The sequence below is a fragment of the Bradyrhizobium sp. STM 3566 genome (genome assembly GCF_045571445.1).
GTDB lineage: Bacteria > Pseudomonadota > Alphaproteobacteria > Rhizobiales > Xanthobacteraceae > Bradyrhizobium > Bradyrhizobium vignae.
The window spans coordinates 7,404,876-7,422,410 of the sequence record NZ_CP120692.1; the positions used below are offsets into that span (position 1 = coordinate 7,404,876).

Annotated in this window: 13 protein-coding genes; 2 read left to right on the forward strand and 11 right to left on the reverse strand. The window is 65.8% G+C overall.

Features of this window, described 5'->3' with window-relative positions:
• Window positions 1–268: 268 nt before the first annotated feature.
• From P6U27_RS35190 to P6U27_RS35210, 5 genes are all read right to left on the reverse strand, one after another.
• Complete coding sequence (locus tag P6U27_RS35190; RefSeq protein WP_407193452.1) at window positions 269–1,207, reverse strand: dihydrodipicolinate synthase family protein; 939 nt, start codon at window positions 1,205–1,207, stop codon at window positions 269–271.
• A gap of 125 nt (window positions 1,208–1,332) precedes the next feature.
• Window positions 1,333–3,414, reverse strand: coding sequence for a methyl-accepting chemotaxis protein (locus P6U27_RS35195; protein WP_407193453.1), 2,082 nt, complete (start codon window positions 3,412–3,414; stop codon window positions 1,333–1,335).
• 118 nt (window positions 3,415–3,532) lie between these two features.
• Complete coding sequence (locus tag P6U27_RS35200) at window positions 3,533–4,303, reverse strand: enoyl-CoA hydratase (protein WP_122405970.1); 771 nt, start codon at window positions 4,301–4,303, stop codon at window positions 3,533–3,535.
• A 13-nt stretch (window positions 4,304–4,316) separates the two neighbouring features.
• Entirely contained in the window at window positions 4,317–4,781 is a 465-nt protein-coding gene (locus tag P6U27_RS35205) for a MarR family winged helix-turn-helix transcriptional regulator (RefSeq protein ID WP_209295522.1), read from the reverse strand.
• Between the two features lie 48 nt (window positions 4,782–4,829).
• Window positions 4,830–5,441, reverse strand: coding sequence for a TetR/AcrR family transcriptional regulator (locus P6U27_RS35210; RefSeq protein ID WP_312016188.1), 612 nt, complete (start codon window positions 5,439–5,441; stop codon window positions 4,830–4,832).
• 141 nt (window positions 5,442–5,582) lie between these two features.
• On the opposite strand from P6U27_RS35210, the gene P6U27_RS35215 reads away from it, so the two are divergent.
• Window positions 5,583–6,833, forward strand: coding sequence for an HlyD family secretion protein (locus P6U27_RS35215; RefSeq protein WP_407193454.1), 1,251 nt, complete (start codon window positions 5,583–5,585; stop codon window positions 6,831–6,833).
• The gene (locus P6U27_RS35220) at window positions 6,799–8,400 is read left to right on the forward strand and encodes a DHA2 family efflux MFS transporter permease subunit (protein WP_283811070.1); all 1,602 of its coding nucleotides are present in this window, start codon (window positions 6,799–6,801) and stop codon (window positions 8,398–8,400) included. Before P6U27_RS35215 ends, P6U27_RS35220 begins: the two co-directional genes overlap by 35 nt.
• A 39-nt stretch (window positions 8,401–8,439) precedes the next feature.
• Here the strand turns inward: P6U27_RS35220 and P6U27_RS35225 are convergent, their stop codons facing one another.
• From P6U27_RS35225 to P6U27_RS35250, 6 genes are all read right to left on the reverse strand, one after another.
• Window positions 8,440–10,101, reverse strand: coding sequence for a tannase/feruloyl esterase family alpha/beta hydrolase (locus P6U27_RS35225; RefSeq protein WP_407193455.1), 1,662 nt, complete (start codon window positions 10,099–10,101; stop codon window positions 8,440–8,442).
• 76 nt (window positions 10,102–10,177) lie between these two features.
• Window positions 10,178–11,422: a phosphoglycerate dehydrogenase gene (gene serA / locus P6U27_RS35230; RefSeq protein ID WP_209295470.1), complete on the reverse strand. Its 1,245-nt coding sequence runs from the start codon at window positions 11,420–11,422 to the stop codon at window positions 10,178–10,180.
• A 125-nt stretch (window positions 11,423–11,547) separates the two neighbouring features.
• Entirely contained in the window at window positions 11,548–12,780 is a 1,233-nt protein-coding gene (locus P6U27_RS35235; protein ID WP_407193456.1) for a rhodanese-like domain-containing protein, read from the reverse strand.
• A 71-nt stretch (window positions 12,781–12,851) separates the two neighbouring features.
• Window positions 12,852–14,045, reverse strand: a complete 1,194-nt coding sequence (locus P6U27_RS35240) for a PepSY domain-containing protein (protein ID WP_209295521.1) — start codon at window positions 14,043–14,045, stop codon at window positions 12,852–12,854.
• A gap of 5 nt (window positions 14,046–14,050) precedes the next feature.
• The gene (locus tag P6U27_RS35245; protein WP_407193457.1) at window positions 14,051–16,372 is read right to left on the reverse strand and encodes a TonB-dependent siderophore receptor; all 2,322 of its coding nucleotides are present in this window, start codon (window positions 16,370–16,372) and stop codon (window positions 14,051–14,053) included.
• 211 nt (window positions 16,373–16,583) lie between these two features.
• A complete protein-coding gene (locus P6U27_RS35250; protein ID WP_164937039.1) occupies window positions 16,584–17,468 on the reverse strand; it encodes a dihydrodipicolinate synthase family protein in 885 nt (294 codons plus the stop codon).
• Between the last annotated feature and the right edge of the window lie 67 nt (window positions 17,469–17,535).

Genomic DNA, 17,535 nt, shown 5'->3' on the forward strand with positions numbered 1-17,535 from the left:
CGCGGAGCTGCGGGAAACGGCCCGGGGCCGCGCTAATTCGACGCCTTCAGCCCGGCGGAATACGGCCGGAGCTCGTAGCTCACATCCGGTGTCGTCCCGGCCTGGTGCGCAATTGCGCACGGGAGCCAGGACCCGTATCCGCAGCGAGAAGTTTGGCGCGAGCTGGTAACCCAAAGTCTTCGCCAAACCACTCCCTGTGGATATGGATCCCCGATCTGCGCGCGCTTCTTGCGCGCTTGTCCGGGACGACAATGAATGTCTGGCGCCGCTACTTCCCCCACCGCAGCGCCAGCGCGTCGCGTTCCTTGGCGAGTTCCAGCAGGCCGGCGCGCGTCGCCGGATGCAGCGGCTGCAAGGGATGCCGTACCATCTCGGATTTGATCACGCCGCCGGCCTGCATCATGACCTTGCAGGCGATCAGTCCGCATTGGCGGTTTTCGTAGTTGATCAGCGGCAGCCAGCGTTCGTAGGCGGCCTTCGCCTTCTCGCGATCGCCGGCGAAATAGGGATCGATGATCTGGCGGATGCCGTCGGGATAGCCGCCGCCGGTCATGGCGCCGGTGGCGCCGGCGTCGAGATCGGCCAGCAGCGTGATCGCCTCCTCGCCGTCCCAGGGACCTTCGATATCCTTGCCGCCGGCCTCGATCAGGCTGCGGAGCTTCGAAGCCGCGCCCGGCACCTCGATCTTGAAATAGCGGATGTTGGAGAATTCGCGCGACAGCCGCGCCAGCAGCTCGACCGAGAGCGGCGTGCCCGCCACCGGCGCATCCTGAATCATGATGGGAATGTCGATCGCGCCCGAGAGCACCTTGAAGAACTCGACGATGCCCTTCTCCGGCACGCGGAAGGTCGCGCCATGATAGGGCGGCATCACCATCACCATGGCGGCCCCCGCCGCTTCGGCCTGCTTGCTGCGCGCGGCGCACACGGCCGAGCTGAAATGCGTCGTGGTGACGATCACGGGGACCCGGCCAGCGACATGTTCCAGCACCGTATGCAGCACGGTCTCGCGCTCGGCATCGGTGAGCACGAACTGCTCGGAGAAATTGGCGAGGATGCAGAGACCGTGTGAGCCGGCATCGATCATGAAGTCGATGCAGCGGCGCTGGCCCTCGAGGTCGAGCTCGCCGCGCTCGTCGAAGATGGTGGGCGCGACCGGGAACACGCCGCGATACGGGCGCTGGGCCTTGTGGGGGGTGACCGGCATCGAACTCTCCATCCCTGATGTGTCTTACGTCCGTCGCCGCACTCGCGCGGCGTGGCTGACACATCTACCCGTCGCGCGGACCGGCGGCAATGCCCCGCACGACACCTGATGAAGAGACGACGAGATTATGCCGTCTTCACGGCTCCCAAGAAGCCTTCGACCGCGACGCGGAGACGATCGGCATCGGCCGACATCTTCTTGACGGAGTCCGACAGCACCGTGCCGGCGTTGCCGGTCTCCTGGTTGAGCCTCGCGACGCTGCCGATGGTGTCGGTGACCTCGCGGGTGCCCTGGGCTGCCTGCTGGAAATTTCGCGAGATCTCGGTGGTGGCCGCGCGCTGCTGCTCGACGGCGGCGGCGATTGCCGTCATCTTCTCGTCGATGCCACTGATGGCGCCGCCGATCGAGCGGATCGCGGTGACGGCCTGGCCGGTGGCCCCCTGGATCTCCTCGACCTGGCGCGAGATCTCTTCGGTCGCTGTGGCCGTCTGGGAGGCGAGGCTCTTGACCTCGCCGGCGACCACGGCGAAGCCGCGGCCGGCCTCGCCTGCGCGCGCAGCTTCAATGGTGGCGTTCAGCGCCAGAAGGTTGGTCTGGGCCGCGATGGCGTTGATCATCTTCACGACCTCGCCGATGCGGCTCGCGGTCTGATCGAGGATCTCGACGATGGCGTTGGTTTGCTCGGCCTGTGCCACGGCCTCGCGGGCCTCGCGTGCGCTCGACTGTACCTGTGCGGAGATCTCCCCGACGGATGCGGAAAGCTCCTCGGTCGCGGCCGCGATGGTCTCGAGGTTGTTGGTGGCTTGCTCGGCCGCGGACGAGACCGCGGCGGTCTGGCTGCTCGATTCCAGGACCAGCGAGCGTACGCCGGTCGCGGTCGCGTCGAGCTCCCGCGTCGAGGCCACGACGCTCTGGATGACCGCCTGCACGGTATCGTCGAAGCTGCGGCAGGCCGCATCGACGGTGCCGGAGCGGGCGAGCTGAAGCGCCTGCTGCGATTCGCGTTCCTGGCCCAGCCGTTCCGCGGTCGCCGCGCTCTCGCGCAGGCTTTCGAGCGCAGCAGCCATGGTGCCGAACTCGTCGGGATGCCGGGATTGCGGAACCGGTGTCGCATAGTCGCGGGCGCTGATGCGCGCGATCGCGTTGAGGATTGCGCGCACCGGCCGCATGAGGCGATTGCGCACCACGAACACGGCGGCCAGGATCACGGCCAGCGCGAGCAGGAACGCGAAAGACTGCACGATGAGATTGGTCAGGGCCTTCGCCTGCACGGCCTCGGCGTGCGCGATCGACAGGTCGAGCGCTTTGCTGGCGATCGCGACGATGGATGCGAAGGGTGACTGGCACAGCGCATTCCACTCCGCAGCGGGCATCGCGGGCTTGCCGCTGCCGTCGAAATTCCTGGTGATCTCTCCCATCTTCTTGAGCGCGCCGTCGGTCTTTGCCCGCGCCTCCTTCGCCGCCTCGACCAGATCTGCGGCCACGTCGGGCGCGGCCAGCAGTTCGTCCATGCCGGTCCAGCCGAAGGCAACGGTTCCGTTCCAGCCGGCCACCGTCTGCTTCTGGTTTTCGTCGAGCGGCTTGCTGGTGTTGACGTTCGGCCGCAGCGTCGAGCACGGGATGCCGTAGCGGTCGCGCACCTGCCAGGCGAGCCGGCGGACCTGAATCATGCGGGCGATGAACGGATCGTTAATCCAGGCGCGGTTCGACACCGCGGTGGAGACCAGGTTGGCGGTATCGATCACCTTGGTGATGGAATCGTACCAGATGCTGGTACGCTCCAGCTTGCGCTCGGCGCGCGGCTGCTTCGCCTCGTCGTAGAAAAGCTGGAATTTCGGTGCAGCCTCGCTCCAGCGCTGCTTCAGCGTGCTGGCGAGCTTGTCGCGCCGGGCGAATTCGACCGTCGCGAGCGCAGCGACAATCGCGTCATAGCCGGCGTGTTCGGCCTTATCGGCGGCATCGAGCTTGGCGCGTGGATCGTCCTCGCCAAGCAACGCACTCTGGGCGTCGCCGCGATTGTTGCGCAGCGCGACCACGCCATGGAAGATCGCCTTGTCGGCGGCGGCAAGCCGGGCCGTCTCGAGACTGTCGCTGTAGCGGCCGAATGCTCCGGCCATCTGGATCGCCGTGCTGGTGAGCGCGCCAGCCGCCAGCAGAGCCATCAAGACCAGGAGAAGCGTGCTTACCGATTTCTTAAGAATTGACATGGACCGAAGACCTGCTTGTCGCGAGCAGTCATCTTGCACGGCAACATGCCAAAATTTTCGTTAAGGTTTATCTCGAGTGATATGCGTCCCGGAGTTGCCGGCTTTTTAGGCCGCCGGCTCACGCCACCTTCGTGAAGTCCGGCGGCCGGCGCTCGGCAAACGCCGTAAACGCCTCGCGCGCCTCAGCGGTACGCAGGCGCTGCGCGAACTGCTCGCCCTCGGCCTGCATCTGCGCGACCAGTGCCTCGCCGTTGCGCATCAGCCGCTTGGTGGCGATGAGGGCACCGGCCGGTTGGCGGGCGAGACGCTGGGCGAGCGCGAGCGCCTCGGCATCGAGCTTGTCGAGCGGCACCACGCGGTTGGCGAGGCCCCATTCCAGCGCCGACTTGGCAGGAACGGCCTCACCGAGCGCGAACATCTCGTAGGCGCGGGCGTAGCCGATGCGTGCCGGCATCAACAGGCTGGACGCGGCCTCCGGCACCAGCGCGAGGCTGACGAACGGCGTCGACAATTGCGCGTCCTCGGCAAGCACGACGAGATCGCAATGCAGCAGCATCGTGGTGCCGACGCCAACGGCACGGCCCTGCACGGCCGCAACCAGCGGCCGCGTGCAGCGGGCCAGCGACTGGATGAAGCGCACGACGTTGCGGCTGCCTTCGGACTTGCCGGCGGCAACTGCGGCGAACTCGCCGACGTCGTTGCCGGCAGTGAACATGTCGCCCTCGCCGCGGATCAGGATCACGCGAGCGGACGGATCGAACTCGGCGGATTCGATTGCATCCGCCAGCTTGCCGTACATCGCATCGGTCAGCGCGTTCTTCTTGTCGGGACGCGCCAGCGTGAGGGTGAGAATTCGGTCGCTATTCTCGATCCGGACATGCTCGGTCATGGCTCTGCTCCTTCTATTCGTCTGAATGTCTTGCTTCTGAAGATCTTGGAAACTTGTCCTGAATGCTGGTCAGCCAGCGCGCGACGATGTCGATCTCCGCAGCCGTGAATCCGTCCGTCAGCGCCGCGTTGACTTCCGCCGCGGCAGCTTTCGCCTGCGCCAGCACGGTCCATCCCTTCGGGGTCAGCCACACGCGAAAGGCGCGTCCGTCCTCGCGATCGGCCCTGCGCTCGACCAGCCTTGCCGCAGCACTGCGATCAACCAGCCCGGAAATCCCGGCCGGCCCCATGTCGAGCGCCGCGCCCGCCTCGCCCATGAGAATGCCATCCTGCTTGCCGAGAATGAACAGCAGCCCGGCCTGCGCCGGCGTCACCTCATTTTGCGGTTGCGCCGCCATCCAGCGCTGCAAACGCCGCTGTGCGACGTTGAGCAGGTAGATCAGCCGGTGATGCCTCGCCTCTGGCGATTTATTTCGCATGCGAAACATATAGTCGAGCTCCGGCGGATTGTCAAAACCTGCCGTCGCTTAGTTGCCCAACGGCCCGCGACAGCCGTCGAGCAGAATTGCGGCGCATACCTTCGCCCGCTTCTCGATCTCCTTGCGTGAGGGCAATGTCAGGTTCGCATAGATCGCAGCACGCTGCGGCGCCGACACCATCATGCCGATCATCATCCCGGCGGCTTCATCGACGTTTTCGAGCGTGATGCGCTTCTTCTTAACTTGATCGCGGAGCCAGCCCGCGAGTGCCGCCGCCGTACGGGAGATGCCGTCCCTGTAGAAATTCGCGGCAAGGTCGGGAAACGTGGCCGACTGCTGCAGCACCATACGCTGCAGCGCCACGACCTCCGGATCGAGCGCGAGATCGGCACAGGCGACAAGCACGGCAGCCAGGCTCGTTTCGATGTCGGCCTGATTGTTGGCGTGAAGATTGACGTCGGAGAGCAACCGGTCGAGCCGATCTGCGCACATCGCCTCGAACAGCGCCGCCTTGCTCGGAAACAGCCGATAGAGAGTCTTGGTGGAGATGCCGGCGCCACGCGCCAGCTCTTCGGTGCTGGTTGCTGCGTAGCCGTCGACGGCGAAGGCGTGCCGTGCCGCCTCGATCACGATCCGCTTCGTCTCGTCGTCGCTGCGCACCGGCGGTCGCCCGCGCGGACGGCCTTCTGATGACGGGTTTGCCTGAGCCATGTTTTTAGATGATGCCTGTCATTCCATTGACTCTCCCCAAGCTAGTCCTATTTTGGAAATCGTCAAGTTTCCTAATTCAGGGACCCGGCCATGACCGTGCACACCAACCCGTCCAAGAGTGAAACCATCGTGGTGCCAACCAGCCCGCCCGAGGGCATCCTGCCCGCCGCGCCGACCCCCGCTCCGCGCCGAAAGCTGAACCTTCGCAAGCTGTTGCTGGTCGGCGTGGCCGCCATCGCGCTCGCCGGCGCGAGCTGGTACGGCTACGACTACTGGACCGTCGGCCGCTTCCTCGTCTCCACCGATGACGCCTATGTGAAGGCCGACAACACCACCATCGCGCCGAAGGTCAGCGGCTATCTCGACCGCGTCCTGGTCGCCGATAACGAGCATGTGAAGGCCGGCCAGATGCTGGCCCGGATCGACGACCGCGACTTCCGCGTCGCGCTTGATCAGGCCAAGGCCGACGTCGCCGCCGCGAACGCGACGGTGACCAGCAAGCAGGCCCAGCTCGAGGTTCAGGAAGCGGTGATCGCGGCCGCAAAGGCGACCATCGATGTCGACACCGCCGCGAAGATTTTCGCGCAGCAGGAGAACAAGCGCTACACCGATCTCGCCAGGACCGGTTACGGCAGCGTGCAGAATGCGCAGCAGGCGCAGGCGCGCGATGCCGGCGCGGACGCCGCGATCGCGCGCGACAACGCCAACCTCATCTCCGCACAGAAGCAGGTCGATCTGCTCAAGGCCGAGATCGTGCAAGCCAGGGCCGCCGCCGCGCGCGCAGCCGCAGTCCAGCAACAGGCCGAGCTCAATCTCGGCTACACCACGATCGTCTCGCCGATCGACGGCGTCGTCGGCAATCGCACCTTGCGCATCGGCCAGTATGTGCAGGCGGGCACGCAGTTGATGTCGATCGTGCCGGCCACGGGCGCCTATGTGGTCGCCAATTTCAAGGAGACGCAGCTCACCCACGTCCACGCCGGACAGAGCGTCGAGATCGAGGTCGACACGTTCCCGGGCCAGGTCGTGCATGGGCACGTCGATTCCATCGCGCCGGCCAGCGGCCAGGAGTTCGCGCTGCTGCCGCCCGACAACGCCACCGGCAACTTCACCAAGATCGTGCAGCGCATTCCCGTGAAGATCGCGCTGGACGCCGAGACCGCGCCTGCGATCGAGCTGCGGCCCGGCATGTCCGTGATCCCGACGATCGCAACGCGCTCGGCGCCGACCGCTCAGGCGGCAGCGACGCCCAAAGCAAAACCTGTTTCCGGAGGGTCGTGCCATGTCAAACAGCCTCTCAATATCGATGCCAGCACAAGCAATTCCGGCCGCGACGCCTGAGCGCGTCGCTGCCGACCCCAATCGGGCCAGCGCCACGATCTGGATCGCCGTGTTCGCGGCGATGATCGGCGCCTTCATGGCGATCCTGAACATCCAGATCACCAACGCCTCGCTGCTCAACATCGAAGGCGGCATCGGCACCGGCGCCGACAACGGATCCTGGATCTCGACGTCCTACCTGATCGGCGAGATCATCGTCATTCCGCTGACCGACTATCTGTCGCGGGTGTTCTCGTTCCGCAACATCATCCTGGGTTTCGCGAGCCTGTTTGCCGCCTTCTCGGTCGCCTGCGCCTTCACCCACGATCTGCCGTCGATGATCGCGATGCGAGGTCTTCAGGGCTTCTTCGGCGGCGTGCTGATTCCGATGGCTTTCACGCTGGTGTTCACCAAGCTGCCGAAGGGCCAGCAGCCGATCGGTCTTGCCATGTTCTCGCTCGCCGTGACGTTCGCACCCGCGATCGGCCCGACCATCGGCGGCTTTCTCACCGAGAATTACGGCTGGCAGACCATCTTCTTCGTCAACGTGCTGCCGACCGCGGTGATGGTGACCACGCTGTTCTTCACGCTGGAGCGCCGACCGCTCAACCTCACTCTGCTGCGCGAAGGCGACTGGTTCGGCATCGCCACCATGGCGATCGGCCTCGCTTCGCTGCAGGCCGTGCTGGAGGAAGGCAACAAGGACGACTGGTTCGGCTCACCCTTCATCGTGCGTCTCGCGGTCATTGCCGCGGTCAGCCTGTCGCTGTTCATCGTCAACGAGCTCGTGGTGGAGAAGCCGCTGCTGCGCCTGCGCCTGTTGACGCAGTGGAATTTCGGCATCGGCACGATCGCGGCTGTCTTCCTCGGCTTCGCGTTGTTCGGCTCGGTCTATCTCCTGCCCGCTTATCTCGGTCAGGTGCAGGGCTACAATGCCGAGCAGATCGGCAACGTGCTGGCCTGGACCGGCCTGCCGCAGCTCCTGCTGATTCCGCTGGTGCCGAAGCTGATGCAGCGGTTCGACGGCCGCTATGTCGCCACCGTCGGCCTGCTGCTATTCGCCGCGAGTTCCTTCATGAACATCCAGATGTCGCTCGATTATTCCGGCGATCAGTTCCTGGTGCCCAATATCGTGCGGGCGGTCGGCCAAGCGCTGACGCTGGCGCCGCTCTCGGCGCTCAGCCTCGGCAGCGTCGCGCCGCAGGATGCGGCGGCCGCCTCTGGCATCTCCAACATGATGCGCAACCTCGGCGGCGCCATCGGCACCGCGGTGCTCGCCACCATCGTCACCAAGCGCGAGCAATTCCACTCCAACATCATCGGCCATTCCGTCACGCTCGGCCGCGAGGAGGTCCGCAGCCGCATTGTGCAGATGACGGACTATTTCATGGCCCACGGCGTCCCCGATCCCAATGCCGCACGCGAGCAGGCCATCATCGCGCTCGGCAAGACGGTGAAACGCCAGGCGCTGGTGATGGGCTATTCCGACACCTTTGCGGTGATCGGCGTGGTGCTGGTGCTCGCCGCGATCGCGGTGCTTCTGACGCGGCGGGTAAGGGCGGCGGGTGCCGGTGGTGGCGCGCATTAGGCTTTTCACCTCTCCCCGCTTGCGAGGAGAGGTGAAAACTCACGGCGCGCAGGCAAAACTCGACGCGTCCGTCACCGGGCCGCTCTTGTAGTGCGGCCAGGCCGGCCAGCGGCACAGCGGCAACGAGCGGGTCACCGCAAAGGACGGCGCCTCGACCTTCTGCTCGCTGACTTCGAGGTCGCCGGGCGCCTTGCCGTTCTCGACCCAGTCGACCAGCACGCTCAGCATGTCGACATTGGCCGGCGCGCCGGAGCCGACATGATCGACGCCGGGCGCGGTGTAGAGCCGCGCGAATTCCGCCGTCTCTGCCTTGCCGATCTTGCGCTCGACGCTTTCGAAATAGCGGATGCCGGCATAGGGGCTCTGCGCATAGTCGGCCATGTGTTCGAGCATGATCAGCCGGCCGCCCCGCGCGCGAAAGCGGCTGAGATCGGGATCGGTCGAATCCATCAGCTTCGAGACCTCGAGCAGCCGCGCCTTGTGGTCCTCCACCTTGTAGGTGGTGACGTCGAGCTTCGGATCACGCGCGAACACATATTGAATGCCCCCGGCACCGTAGATCCAGGCGATGCCGTTGTTCGGCGCAGGCGGCTGCGCCGGCGGCGCGGTGCCGAGCCACCACGCAACCCAGCCGCCGGTCGGCCCGACCGCCGGCGTGTCCTCGCCCGACACGCCCCAACCCGGATAATCGTCGAGACCATTGGCGAGCACGAACGGAAATTTGTACGTGGCGTGCAGCGTGTTCACCGCCTTGATCTGCGCATCGGTGAGACACTGGTCGCCGCTCTGGCCCGCCGCACAGCGCAGCGTCTCGACCTTGAATGCCGCCTTGCAGGCGACGGGGTTCTGCACCAGCGCGTCGTCGGAGCCGTCGGCCTTGTCGCAGGCCGCGCGCACCGCATCGGCGACCAGCTTCACCTGCGCCGGATTGATCCAGCCCTCGCCCATGCTGACGAGGCCGGAGCGCGTGCCGGCATGCTGCAGGCCGACCCAGTTGATCACGGGCACGCGGGCGAAGATGCCGTCGAAATCGTCGGGGTAGCGTTGCGCCATGGTGAGGCCTTCGCGGCCGCCTTCGGACGAGCCTATGAAGTACATCTTCTCCGGCTTCTTGCCGTAAGCGCGCTGCATCAACGCGACGGCTGCATCGCGCACCGTCTTGTAGGCGCGATGGGCGAAATTCTCGAAAGCCTCGTCGTTCAGCGCGAACAGCTGCGGCGGCTCGCCCGGCTTGGATTCGTGGCCGGAGTCCGTGCCGTAGGTGACGAAGCCGCGCGCGAGCGGCGACGGCTTGTCGAAGGGATAGGCTGGCGGCAGCGCAAGCCCCGTGATCAGCACACCGTTGAAGCCGCCGCCGCCATATTGCAGCGAGCGGCCGTTCCATTCGACGGGAAGGTTGACCTGGAATTTGACCGGCGGCGCCTTGGGATCAACGGGGTCGATATGGCCAAGCACCTTGCAAAAGGCTGGATTGACGGGCGTGATGCGCCCGGACGGGGTCGGCCCACGTTCGGCGACGGCGAGCTGCGAGGGTGCCTGCAACGCTGCGGAATCGATCTTCACGGCGTCAGTGCCGCCATTGAGCCCCTTGCAGACGGTCTCCGCGTCCTTAGGCAATGTCGCGGCGAGCGCGGCGTTCGCGCTCAGCGCAGCTGCCGTCCCCACGAGCCATGCGCACAGCTTCGCCCTCGTCAGAGTCATCGTTTCCACCCAGCTGTTGTTCGATCTGTCAGGAGACCACATTGAATGCGACCTCCCGAGGGCCGTCAACAAGCCTCTAGTGCTCGAACACCAGCCGCGCGCCGACGGTGCCGTCGAGGGCGCGGATCTGCTGGAGGAGCTCGCCGGAGTCCTGACCACCGAGATCGGCGTCGAGCACGACATAGCCGAGGTCGCCGGCGGTCTCCAGATACTGCGCGGCTATATTGATGTCGCGCTGGAGGAAGACCTCGTTCAGCCGCCGCAGCATGCCCGGCACGTTGCGATGGACATGGCTGAAGCGCGCGCCGGAGGGACGAAGATGCAACTGCACTTCGGGGAAGTTCACCGCGCCCATGGTCGAGCCGGTGATGAAATAGTCGACCAGCTTGCGCGCCACCTCGCCGCCGATCCGCTCCTGCGCCTCTTCGGTCGAGCCGCCGATATGCGGCGTGAGGATGACGTTCTCCAGACCCTGCACCGGGCTCTTGAAGCGTTCGGCGTTCGACGAGGGCTCGACCGGAAACACGTCGATTGCCGCACCGGCAAGATGGCCGTCGCGCAAGGCGCGCGCGAGTGCGTCGAGATCGACCACAGTGCCGCGGCTGTTGTTGATCAGGAACGAGCCCGGTTTCATCGCCCGCAGCTCCTTCTCGCCTATCATGCCTGCAGTCTCCGGCGTCTCCGGCACGTGCAGGCTGACGATGTCGCTCTGCGCCAGCAACTCCTCCAGCCTCTCGACCGGCTCGGTGTTGCCGTGACGAAGCTTGTCGGTGCGGTCGAAATAGATCACACGCATGCCCATGGCTTCGGCCAGGGTCGAAAGCTGCGAGCCGATATTGCCGTAGCCGACAATGCCGAGCGTGCGGCCGCGCACCTCGCGGCTGCCGGTCGCCGACTTGTCCCAGCCCCCCGCATGGGCTGACACCGAGCGCGGAAAGATCCGCCGCAGCAGCATCACGATCTCGCCGATCACGAGCTCGGCGACGCTGCGCGTGTTGGAGAACGGCGCGTTGAACACCGGAATACCGCGCTTGCGCGCCGCCGAGAGATCGACCTGGTTGGTGCCGACGCTGAAGCAGCCGACCGCGAGAAGCTGGTCGGCGGCGGCGAGCACCTCATCGGTGATCTGGGTGCGCGAGCGGATGCCGAGCAGCGACACGCCCTTGAGAGTGCGCCGCAGGTCCTCGCCGTCCAGCGCCTTGGTCAGCCGCTCGACATTGCTGAAGCCCGCGCTCCGGAACAGGTCCACGGCGCTGTCATTGACGCCTTCGAGCAGCAGCGCCTTGGCGCTTCGCTCAGGGCTTTGGCCTGGGGCTGACATGGAATCTCCGTAAATAGCAGCTTTGCCGCAGCTCATAGACCGCGGGCGGTGCGCAGCACAATAGGGCTTGGACACGGGGAGAAGATGGCGAGGCGATGGGTGGGCTTGGCATCCCACCGACTCGGTCAAATCACGTAGAACCCGTGCGTGCCGTCGCGGCGGAGCTGCTCGACGAGGCCGTATTCCCAGTCGAGATAGGCCTGCATCGCGGCTTCGGCAACATCAGTGCCTTCGTAGGGGCGGCGGTAGCGGTGTGCCGGATCCGGCTTTGGCAAGAGTTGCGGCGGGCCGACCTCGAGCGCACCGTCATAGCCGCCTTCGAGCACATAGACTTCCCAGCCCATCTGCGCCAGCCAGGACGCCGTCATGTCGGCGCGGACGCATCTGTCGTCGGTCAGGAGGATGCGCGCACCGCGCACGGGCGCGGCCATGTCGGTTTCCTGGACGAGCTGGCCGCCGGGATAATGGCGGAAGCCGGGGAGATGGCCGGCTACATATTCCTCGGCATCGCGTACGTCGAAGCGATACAGCGTACGATGGGTCTGCGCGGCAAGCGCCGACATCTCGTTCGCTCCGATGTGGCGGACACCGGCGCGATAAGCGACATCGCGGGCATTGGCCGGGCCACCCTCGAACGGACCGATTGCGCCTCGCCTGTCGGCGCCGTGATCGAGCGCATGGCGCGCCAGCGTCCAGCCGATGGTGCCGTTGCGCAGCGCGCGGACCCTGTTGGGCACGCCGGCATTGATCAGCGACTGGGTGCCGATGATCGAGCGGGTGCGGCCCGCACAGTTGACGATGATCGTCGTCTCGGGATCGGGTGCGGCTCGTCCCGCCCGGAGCACCAGCTCCGCGCCGGGCACGCTGACCGAGCCCGGGATGTTCATGGTCGCATATTCGTCGAAACGGCGGACGTCGAGGATGGCGATGTTGGCCTTGTCGGCGATGAGCTTTGCGACCTCGTCGGCGCTCAGCGAGGGCGTGTGGCGGCGCGACTCCACCAGTTCGCCGAACGCTTTCGAGTAGGAATTGACGTCCTCGAACAGCTCAAAGCCCGCAGCGCGCCAGGCCGTCAGCCCGCCGTCGAGTGTGCTGATATTGGTGTAGCCGAGCGCCGCCAGGCGCTCGACTCCGGTCGCGACCAGCCCCTCCCCGTCATCATAGAGCACGATCGGCACATCCTTGCGCGGCAGCCGCACCTGCGCCTCGACCGCGATCCGGTCCGCCGCCATGTTGGCGGCGAACAGCGGATGGCCGGTCGCGAAGGCCGCCTCGCATCTGAGATCGAGCAGCGCGATTTCTTCGCGCAGGAGCAGTACGCGGCGGATATCGGCGGGAGTGACGGTCGGGAGCTTCATGGCGTGGACCCTGGGAAGGACAGGCCATGGGCTTTTGAACGATTGAGAGCGCGTTGGCTAGCCTTGCCGGCTCATTCGCCGGGAACGAGGCGCCCAAGCGGGCGCTGTGCCGGGCGCCGCAGCTTGCGGCGCGACAGATAGAGCAGGATGCCCGTGACCGAGAACAGCGGCATCAAGACTGCCGCAATCATGAAAACGAGCTTGCCCGGCCACCCCAGGATCGCGCCGCGATGGATGTCGTAGATCGCCGCGATGATCTTCTCGCCGAACCTCTTGTCGTCGTAGCGCTCGGCGGAGACCAGCTGCCCGGCAGCCGCATCGATGCGAAATTCGTCACGCGTGGCCTCGAGCGTGCGGTCCTTCCCCCACGACCGGATCCGAATCACGGTGCCTGGGCCGGCCGGCAGCGTCAGCAAGGCCCTGGAGAAGCGGTCCCCCTCCTCGCGCTGGAACGTCGTCCATGCCCGATCGAATCCGATCGGCTGAGCCGGCTCGGAACGGTCGGCCCCACGGGACGGTTTTGGTGGCATCTTGGGCGGCATCTTCGCAGCAGCAACCTGCGGACGCGACAACAGCCAGATGAGCCCATCCTTGTACCATTCGAAGGAGAACCACAGCCCGGTGAGCGTCATCGCCAGATAGACCGGAAGGACCCAGGTGCCGATCACCGCATGAAGCGAGCGGTGCAAGCCGCGGCCGCTGAGCCCGAGATTCGGCTTCAGCCACGTCTTGACGCTGCCGGCGCGACGCGGCCAGCGCAGCACGAGACCCGAAATCAGCATGACGACCAGACCGAGCGCGACGGTGCCGGTGATCGGGCGCCCCCAGCCCCTGGCGTCACCGGGGATCAGCAGCCAGCGGTGCAGCCTGCGCACGGTCGCGAAGAACGCCTCGCCACGTGGCAGGCCCAGCACACGCGCGTCGTAGGGATCGACATAGAGCGAGGCCGGCCGGCCGCCGTGTTCGTCGCGCGCGAAGCGGACATGGACGGCCGCCGCCGGATCGCTCGACAGCGTGACGGCCGAGACCTTGCCGACGTCTTGCGCTGCCTTCAGTCGCGCGATCAGGTCATCAGGCGTCAGCGGCGGCATCTCGCGCGGTATGACGCGCATGATGTCGGCGTTCAGATGATCGACGATCTCGTCCTCGAAACTCATGATCGCGCCGGTCAGCGCGATCAGGGCGAGCAGCAGCGCGAGCACGAGCCCCGCGATGGAATGGACCTGGAGCAGGACCGCCTTGATCGTGTGCCCACGCAGCCGCATCATCGCTAGAACTTCACAGTTGCCGACAGCGATACGCGTCTTGCATCGCCGATGGCGACGCCCAGATTGTTCTGAGCGGAGGCATAGTAGACGGTGTCGAACAGGTTCTTGACGTTGAGCTGATAGATGACCGGCAGTGCCTGGTGCTTCGTCTCATAAGTCGCGAAGATATCCGCGAGGACATAGGACGGCAGCACGAACGTGTTCGACGCATCGCCAGGCCGGTCGCCGAGATAGCGCGCGCCGCCGCCGAGCCTGAGCTGGCCAGGAAACACCGTGCCAAGATCGTAGACCAGATAGAGCGAAGCCGTGTTCATCGCAACGTTCTGCAACTGCTTGCCCGCATAGGTCGGATCCTCGGTCACACGCGCATCGGTGTAACCATAGCTTCCGATCATGCTCCAATCGTCGGAGAGCCGGCCGGTGACGTCGATCTCGAGGCCGCGCGAACGGACCTTGCCGGCCGCGGTGTACACGTTGAGACCGGCTACGGTGTTGAGCTGGCTGACCAGCACGTTCTGCTTCTCGATGTCGTAGACCGCGACCGTACCCGAGAGGCGCTTGTTGAGATCGAACTTGAGTCCGGTCTCGTACTGCGTGCCCTCTTCGGGCGCGATGTTCGATCCGAGCACGACGCCACCGCCATTGCTCAATGGAGCAATGGTCGAGTTCGGCTTCAGCGACTGGGTGTAGCTCGCGTAAAGCGAGATCTGTTCGGTGAGCTTGAAGATCGCGCCGCCGAGCGGGAGCACCGCATCCGCCGAAACGTTGGTGTTGGTCTTGAACGGCTTTCCGCGCCCGGCGAGCTGATCATAATCCATGTAGCGCACGCCGCCGACCAGCGCGAAACGCTCGGTCAAATTCAACGTGTCCTGGAAGAACAACGACCACTGGCCGAGCTTGTCGGTCTGGGCGCTGTCGCTATTCGAAACCGTCGTGCCCGGCCCGATCAGACCGTAGACCGGGTTGTAGACATTGAACGACGGGGCCGCCTGCCGGATCAGATTATCGCGGTAGATCGTGCGATACTGGCCGTCGCCGCCGAACAGCACCTCGTTGCGCATGTCGCCGAGCCAGAAGCCGCCCGAGATGTAGGATGTGCCGTAGCTCGAATTGCTGAGCGAACCCTGCGTGCCGTCATTGCTGCGCGTTTCGACGCCGGTCTTCGCGTTGACGCCGGTGACGCGGAGCTGGTTGGCGCTGAAGGTCTCGGTGTTGTAGCTGTAGCCGGCAAAAAGCTTCCAGTCCTGATTGAGGCGATGCTCGATGGAGGCCTGAATCAGGTCGGACGTCCCCCACATGTTGTTGTAGGGCTCGTCGAGCCGACGCGTCGCCGGGATCGCCAGCGGCGCGCCGTTGACGAAGGCCGTGCCGCGGTCGAACGGAGTGATGAACCCGCGATGCTCGTAGTTGAGCTGCACCGTGGTATTCTGGCCGTACCACGCGAGCGACGGTGCAATCAGCATCTCGCGATGGCGGCCGAAATTGCGCCAGTAATCCTCGCTGACGCCATAGCCGATGAAGCGGTAGGCAAGGCCATGATCGCCGATCGGGCCGGTGACGTCGAGCAGGCCGTCGGCGCCGGTTTTGGACGAATTGTAGGCTGAGCCGAGCAGTGTGACGGAGCCGTGCTGATAGAGTTCGGGGCGCTTGCTGATGGTGTTGACGATGCCGCCGGGATCCATGATGCCGTAGAGCAGCGAGGCCGGCCCCTTCAGCACTTCGACGCTCTCGACTGCGGGATTGAGACTGCGGCCCTGCACCAGCGGCATGCCGTTGCGCATGATCGAGCCGTCGCGATTGTCGCCGAAGCCGCGGCGGATCACGGCGTCCTGCGTGCCGGCGAGCGTGTTGGTCTGGGTGATGCCCGAGACGTTGATGAGCGCATCGTCGATGTTGCGCGGCAGCTGGTCCCTCAGCACCTGCTCGGGCACGATGTTGACGGCCTGCGAGGTGTCGAGCGGCGAGGCGCCGCTGCGCAGCGTGGTCGCGCTCGGCGTCGCGCGGTAGCCGAGCTTTGCGGCCTGCTGTGCGGCGGCCTCCGCGGCGGCACGCTCCGAGGGCGTCGGCGCTGCGGGGGCGGGATTATGATTGGGCTGGCGCGCGGCTTGCGTGCGGCGTGAAGACTGATCCGATGCGCGCGCTGACTTCGGCCGCTGTGCCGGCGCGTCCACGGTCACCGGCGGCAGAGCTGATTGCGCCTGCGCGGTCGTCGGGGTGGAGGGGCATTCGGCGAGCAGCACCGCTGCTCCGATGAGAAGACCTGCACGGCTCTTGCCGGCACGAATTCGATGGCCGCTGTCGCGACCACCCAGATGAGCACGCACGTTCGATTCACTTCCAGGTCAGACACCGCATTGAAGCTCGCGCGTCTAACAGCCGCCATGCGTGAAGAGAACCGTGAGCGGACTTGAATCGCTCTAGTGTTGAATCGTTCTAAGAATAGGCGGCGCTGAATGGCAATCGCCAATCGCCGTCACGCCGAGGGCAGGGCGCGGCACGCGCGTTCGCGGCCGCGCGGCGCGATCTTGCGCAGGCTCACGCGAGCGCAGGCGCGATCAACGCGTCGAGCTTCTGCTTGAACGCAGTGCCGTCGGACAACGCGCGGAGCGGCGGGCGCACGCGCAACCAGCCCCTATCGCCGGTCTGCACGGCGAGGATCGCCTTCAACGTCGCGACCAGAGACGGCGTCTTCACCACGACGTCGATCGCCGCCTGCATGCGCGCCTCGACATCCCTGCCATCGAGCATGCCCTTGACCAGCTCCGGCACGACATTGGCCATGCCGCAAATGGTGCCGGCGCCGCCCGCGGCGATCGCGCGGGCGATGTCGGCTTCGTTGCCGACGGTGATGGCGAGCTCGGGCGCGGCATTGCGGAACGCCTGGAACTGTTTGAAGTCGCCGCTGGAGTCTTTCAGGCCGGCGACAATCTTGCCGTAGCGCCGGCGCAGGCTGGCGGCAACTGTCGTCGGGATCGCGACGCCCGAGACCTGCGGGATGTGATAGAGCGAGGCGCGCAGCCGGTCGTCGGCGACACCATCGATGATCGCGGCAAAGGCATCCTCAATGCCTTCAGGCGTGACGTTGCGGTCGAAATAGGGCGGCAGCAGCAGCACGTGACGCAGGCCGAGGCCGAGCACGGCGCGCGTCAGAGCGATGCTGTCGGTGATGGCGGGGAAGCCGCCGCCGATTCCGATGCGCTCCGGCGCGACGCCGGCCTTGAGCATGGCTTCGATGGTTGCGACGCGCTCGCTGGCGTTGAATGAGGTGCCTTCGCCGGTGGTGCCGAACAGGACGACGCCTTCGACGCCCTTGCTGAAGAGGTGCTTGGCATGGCCGGCGAGCCGGGCGTGATCCACACTGCCATCGGCCGCCAGCGGCGTCGCCGACGCCACCCAGAACCCGCGAATTGCCTCCGTCATCACACCGCCCTTTGCTGCCGCCCCGAACTAAGCCGCTGATCCCCAATGATCTTCCGCGCTTCCGAAG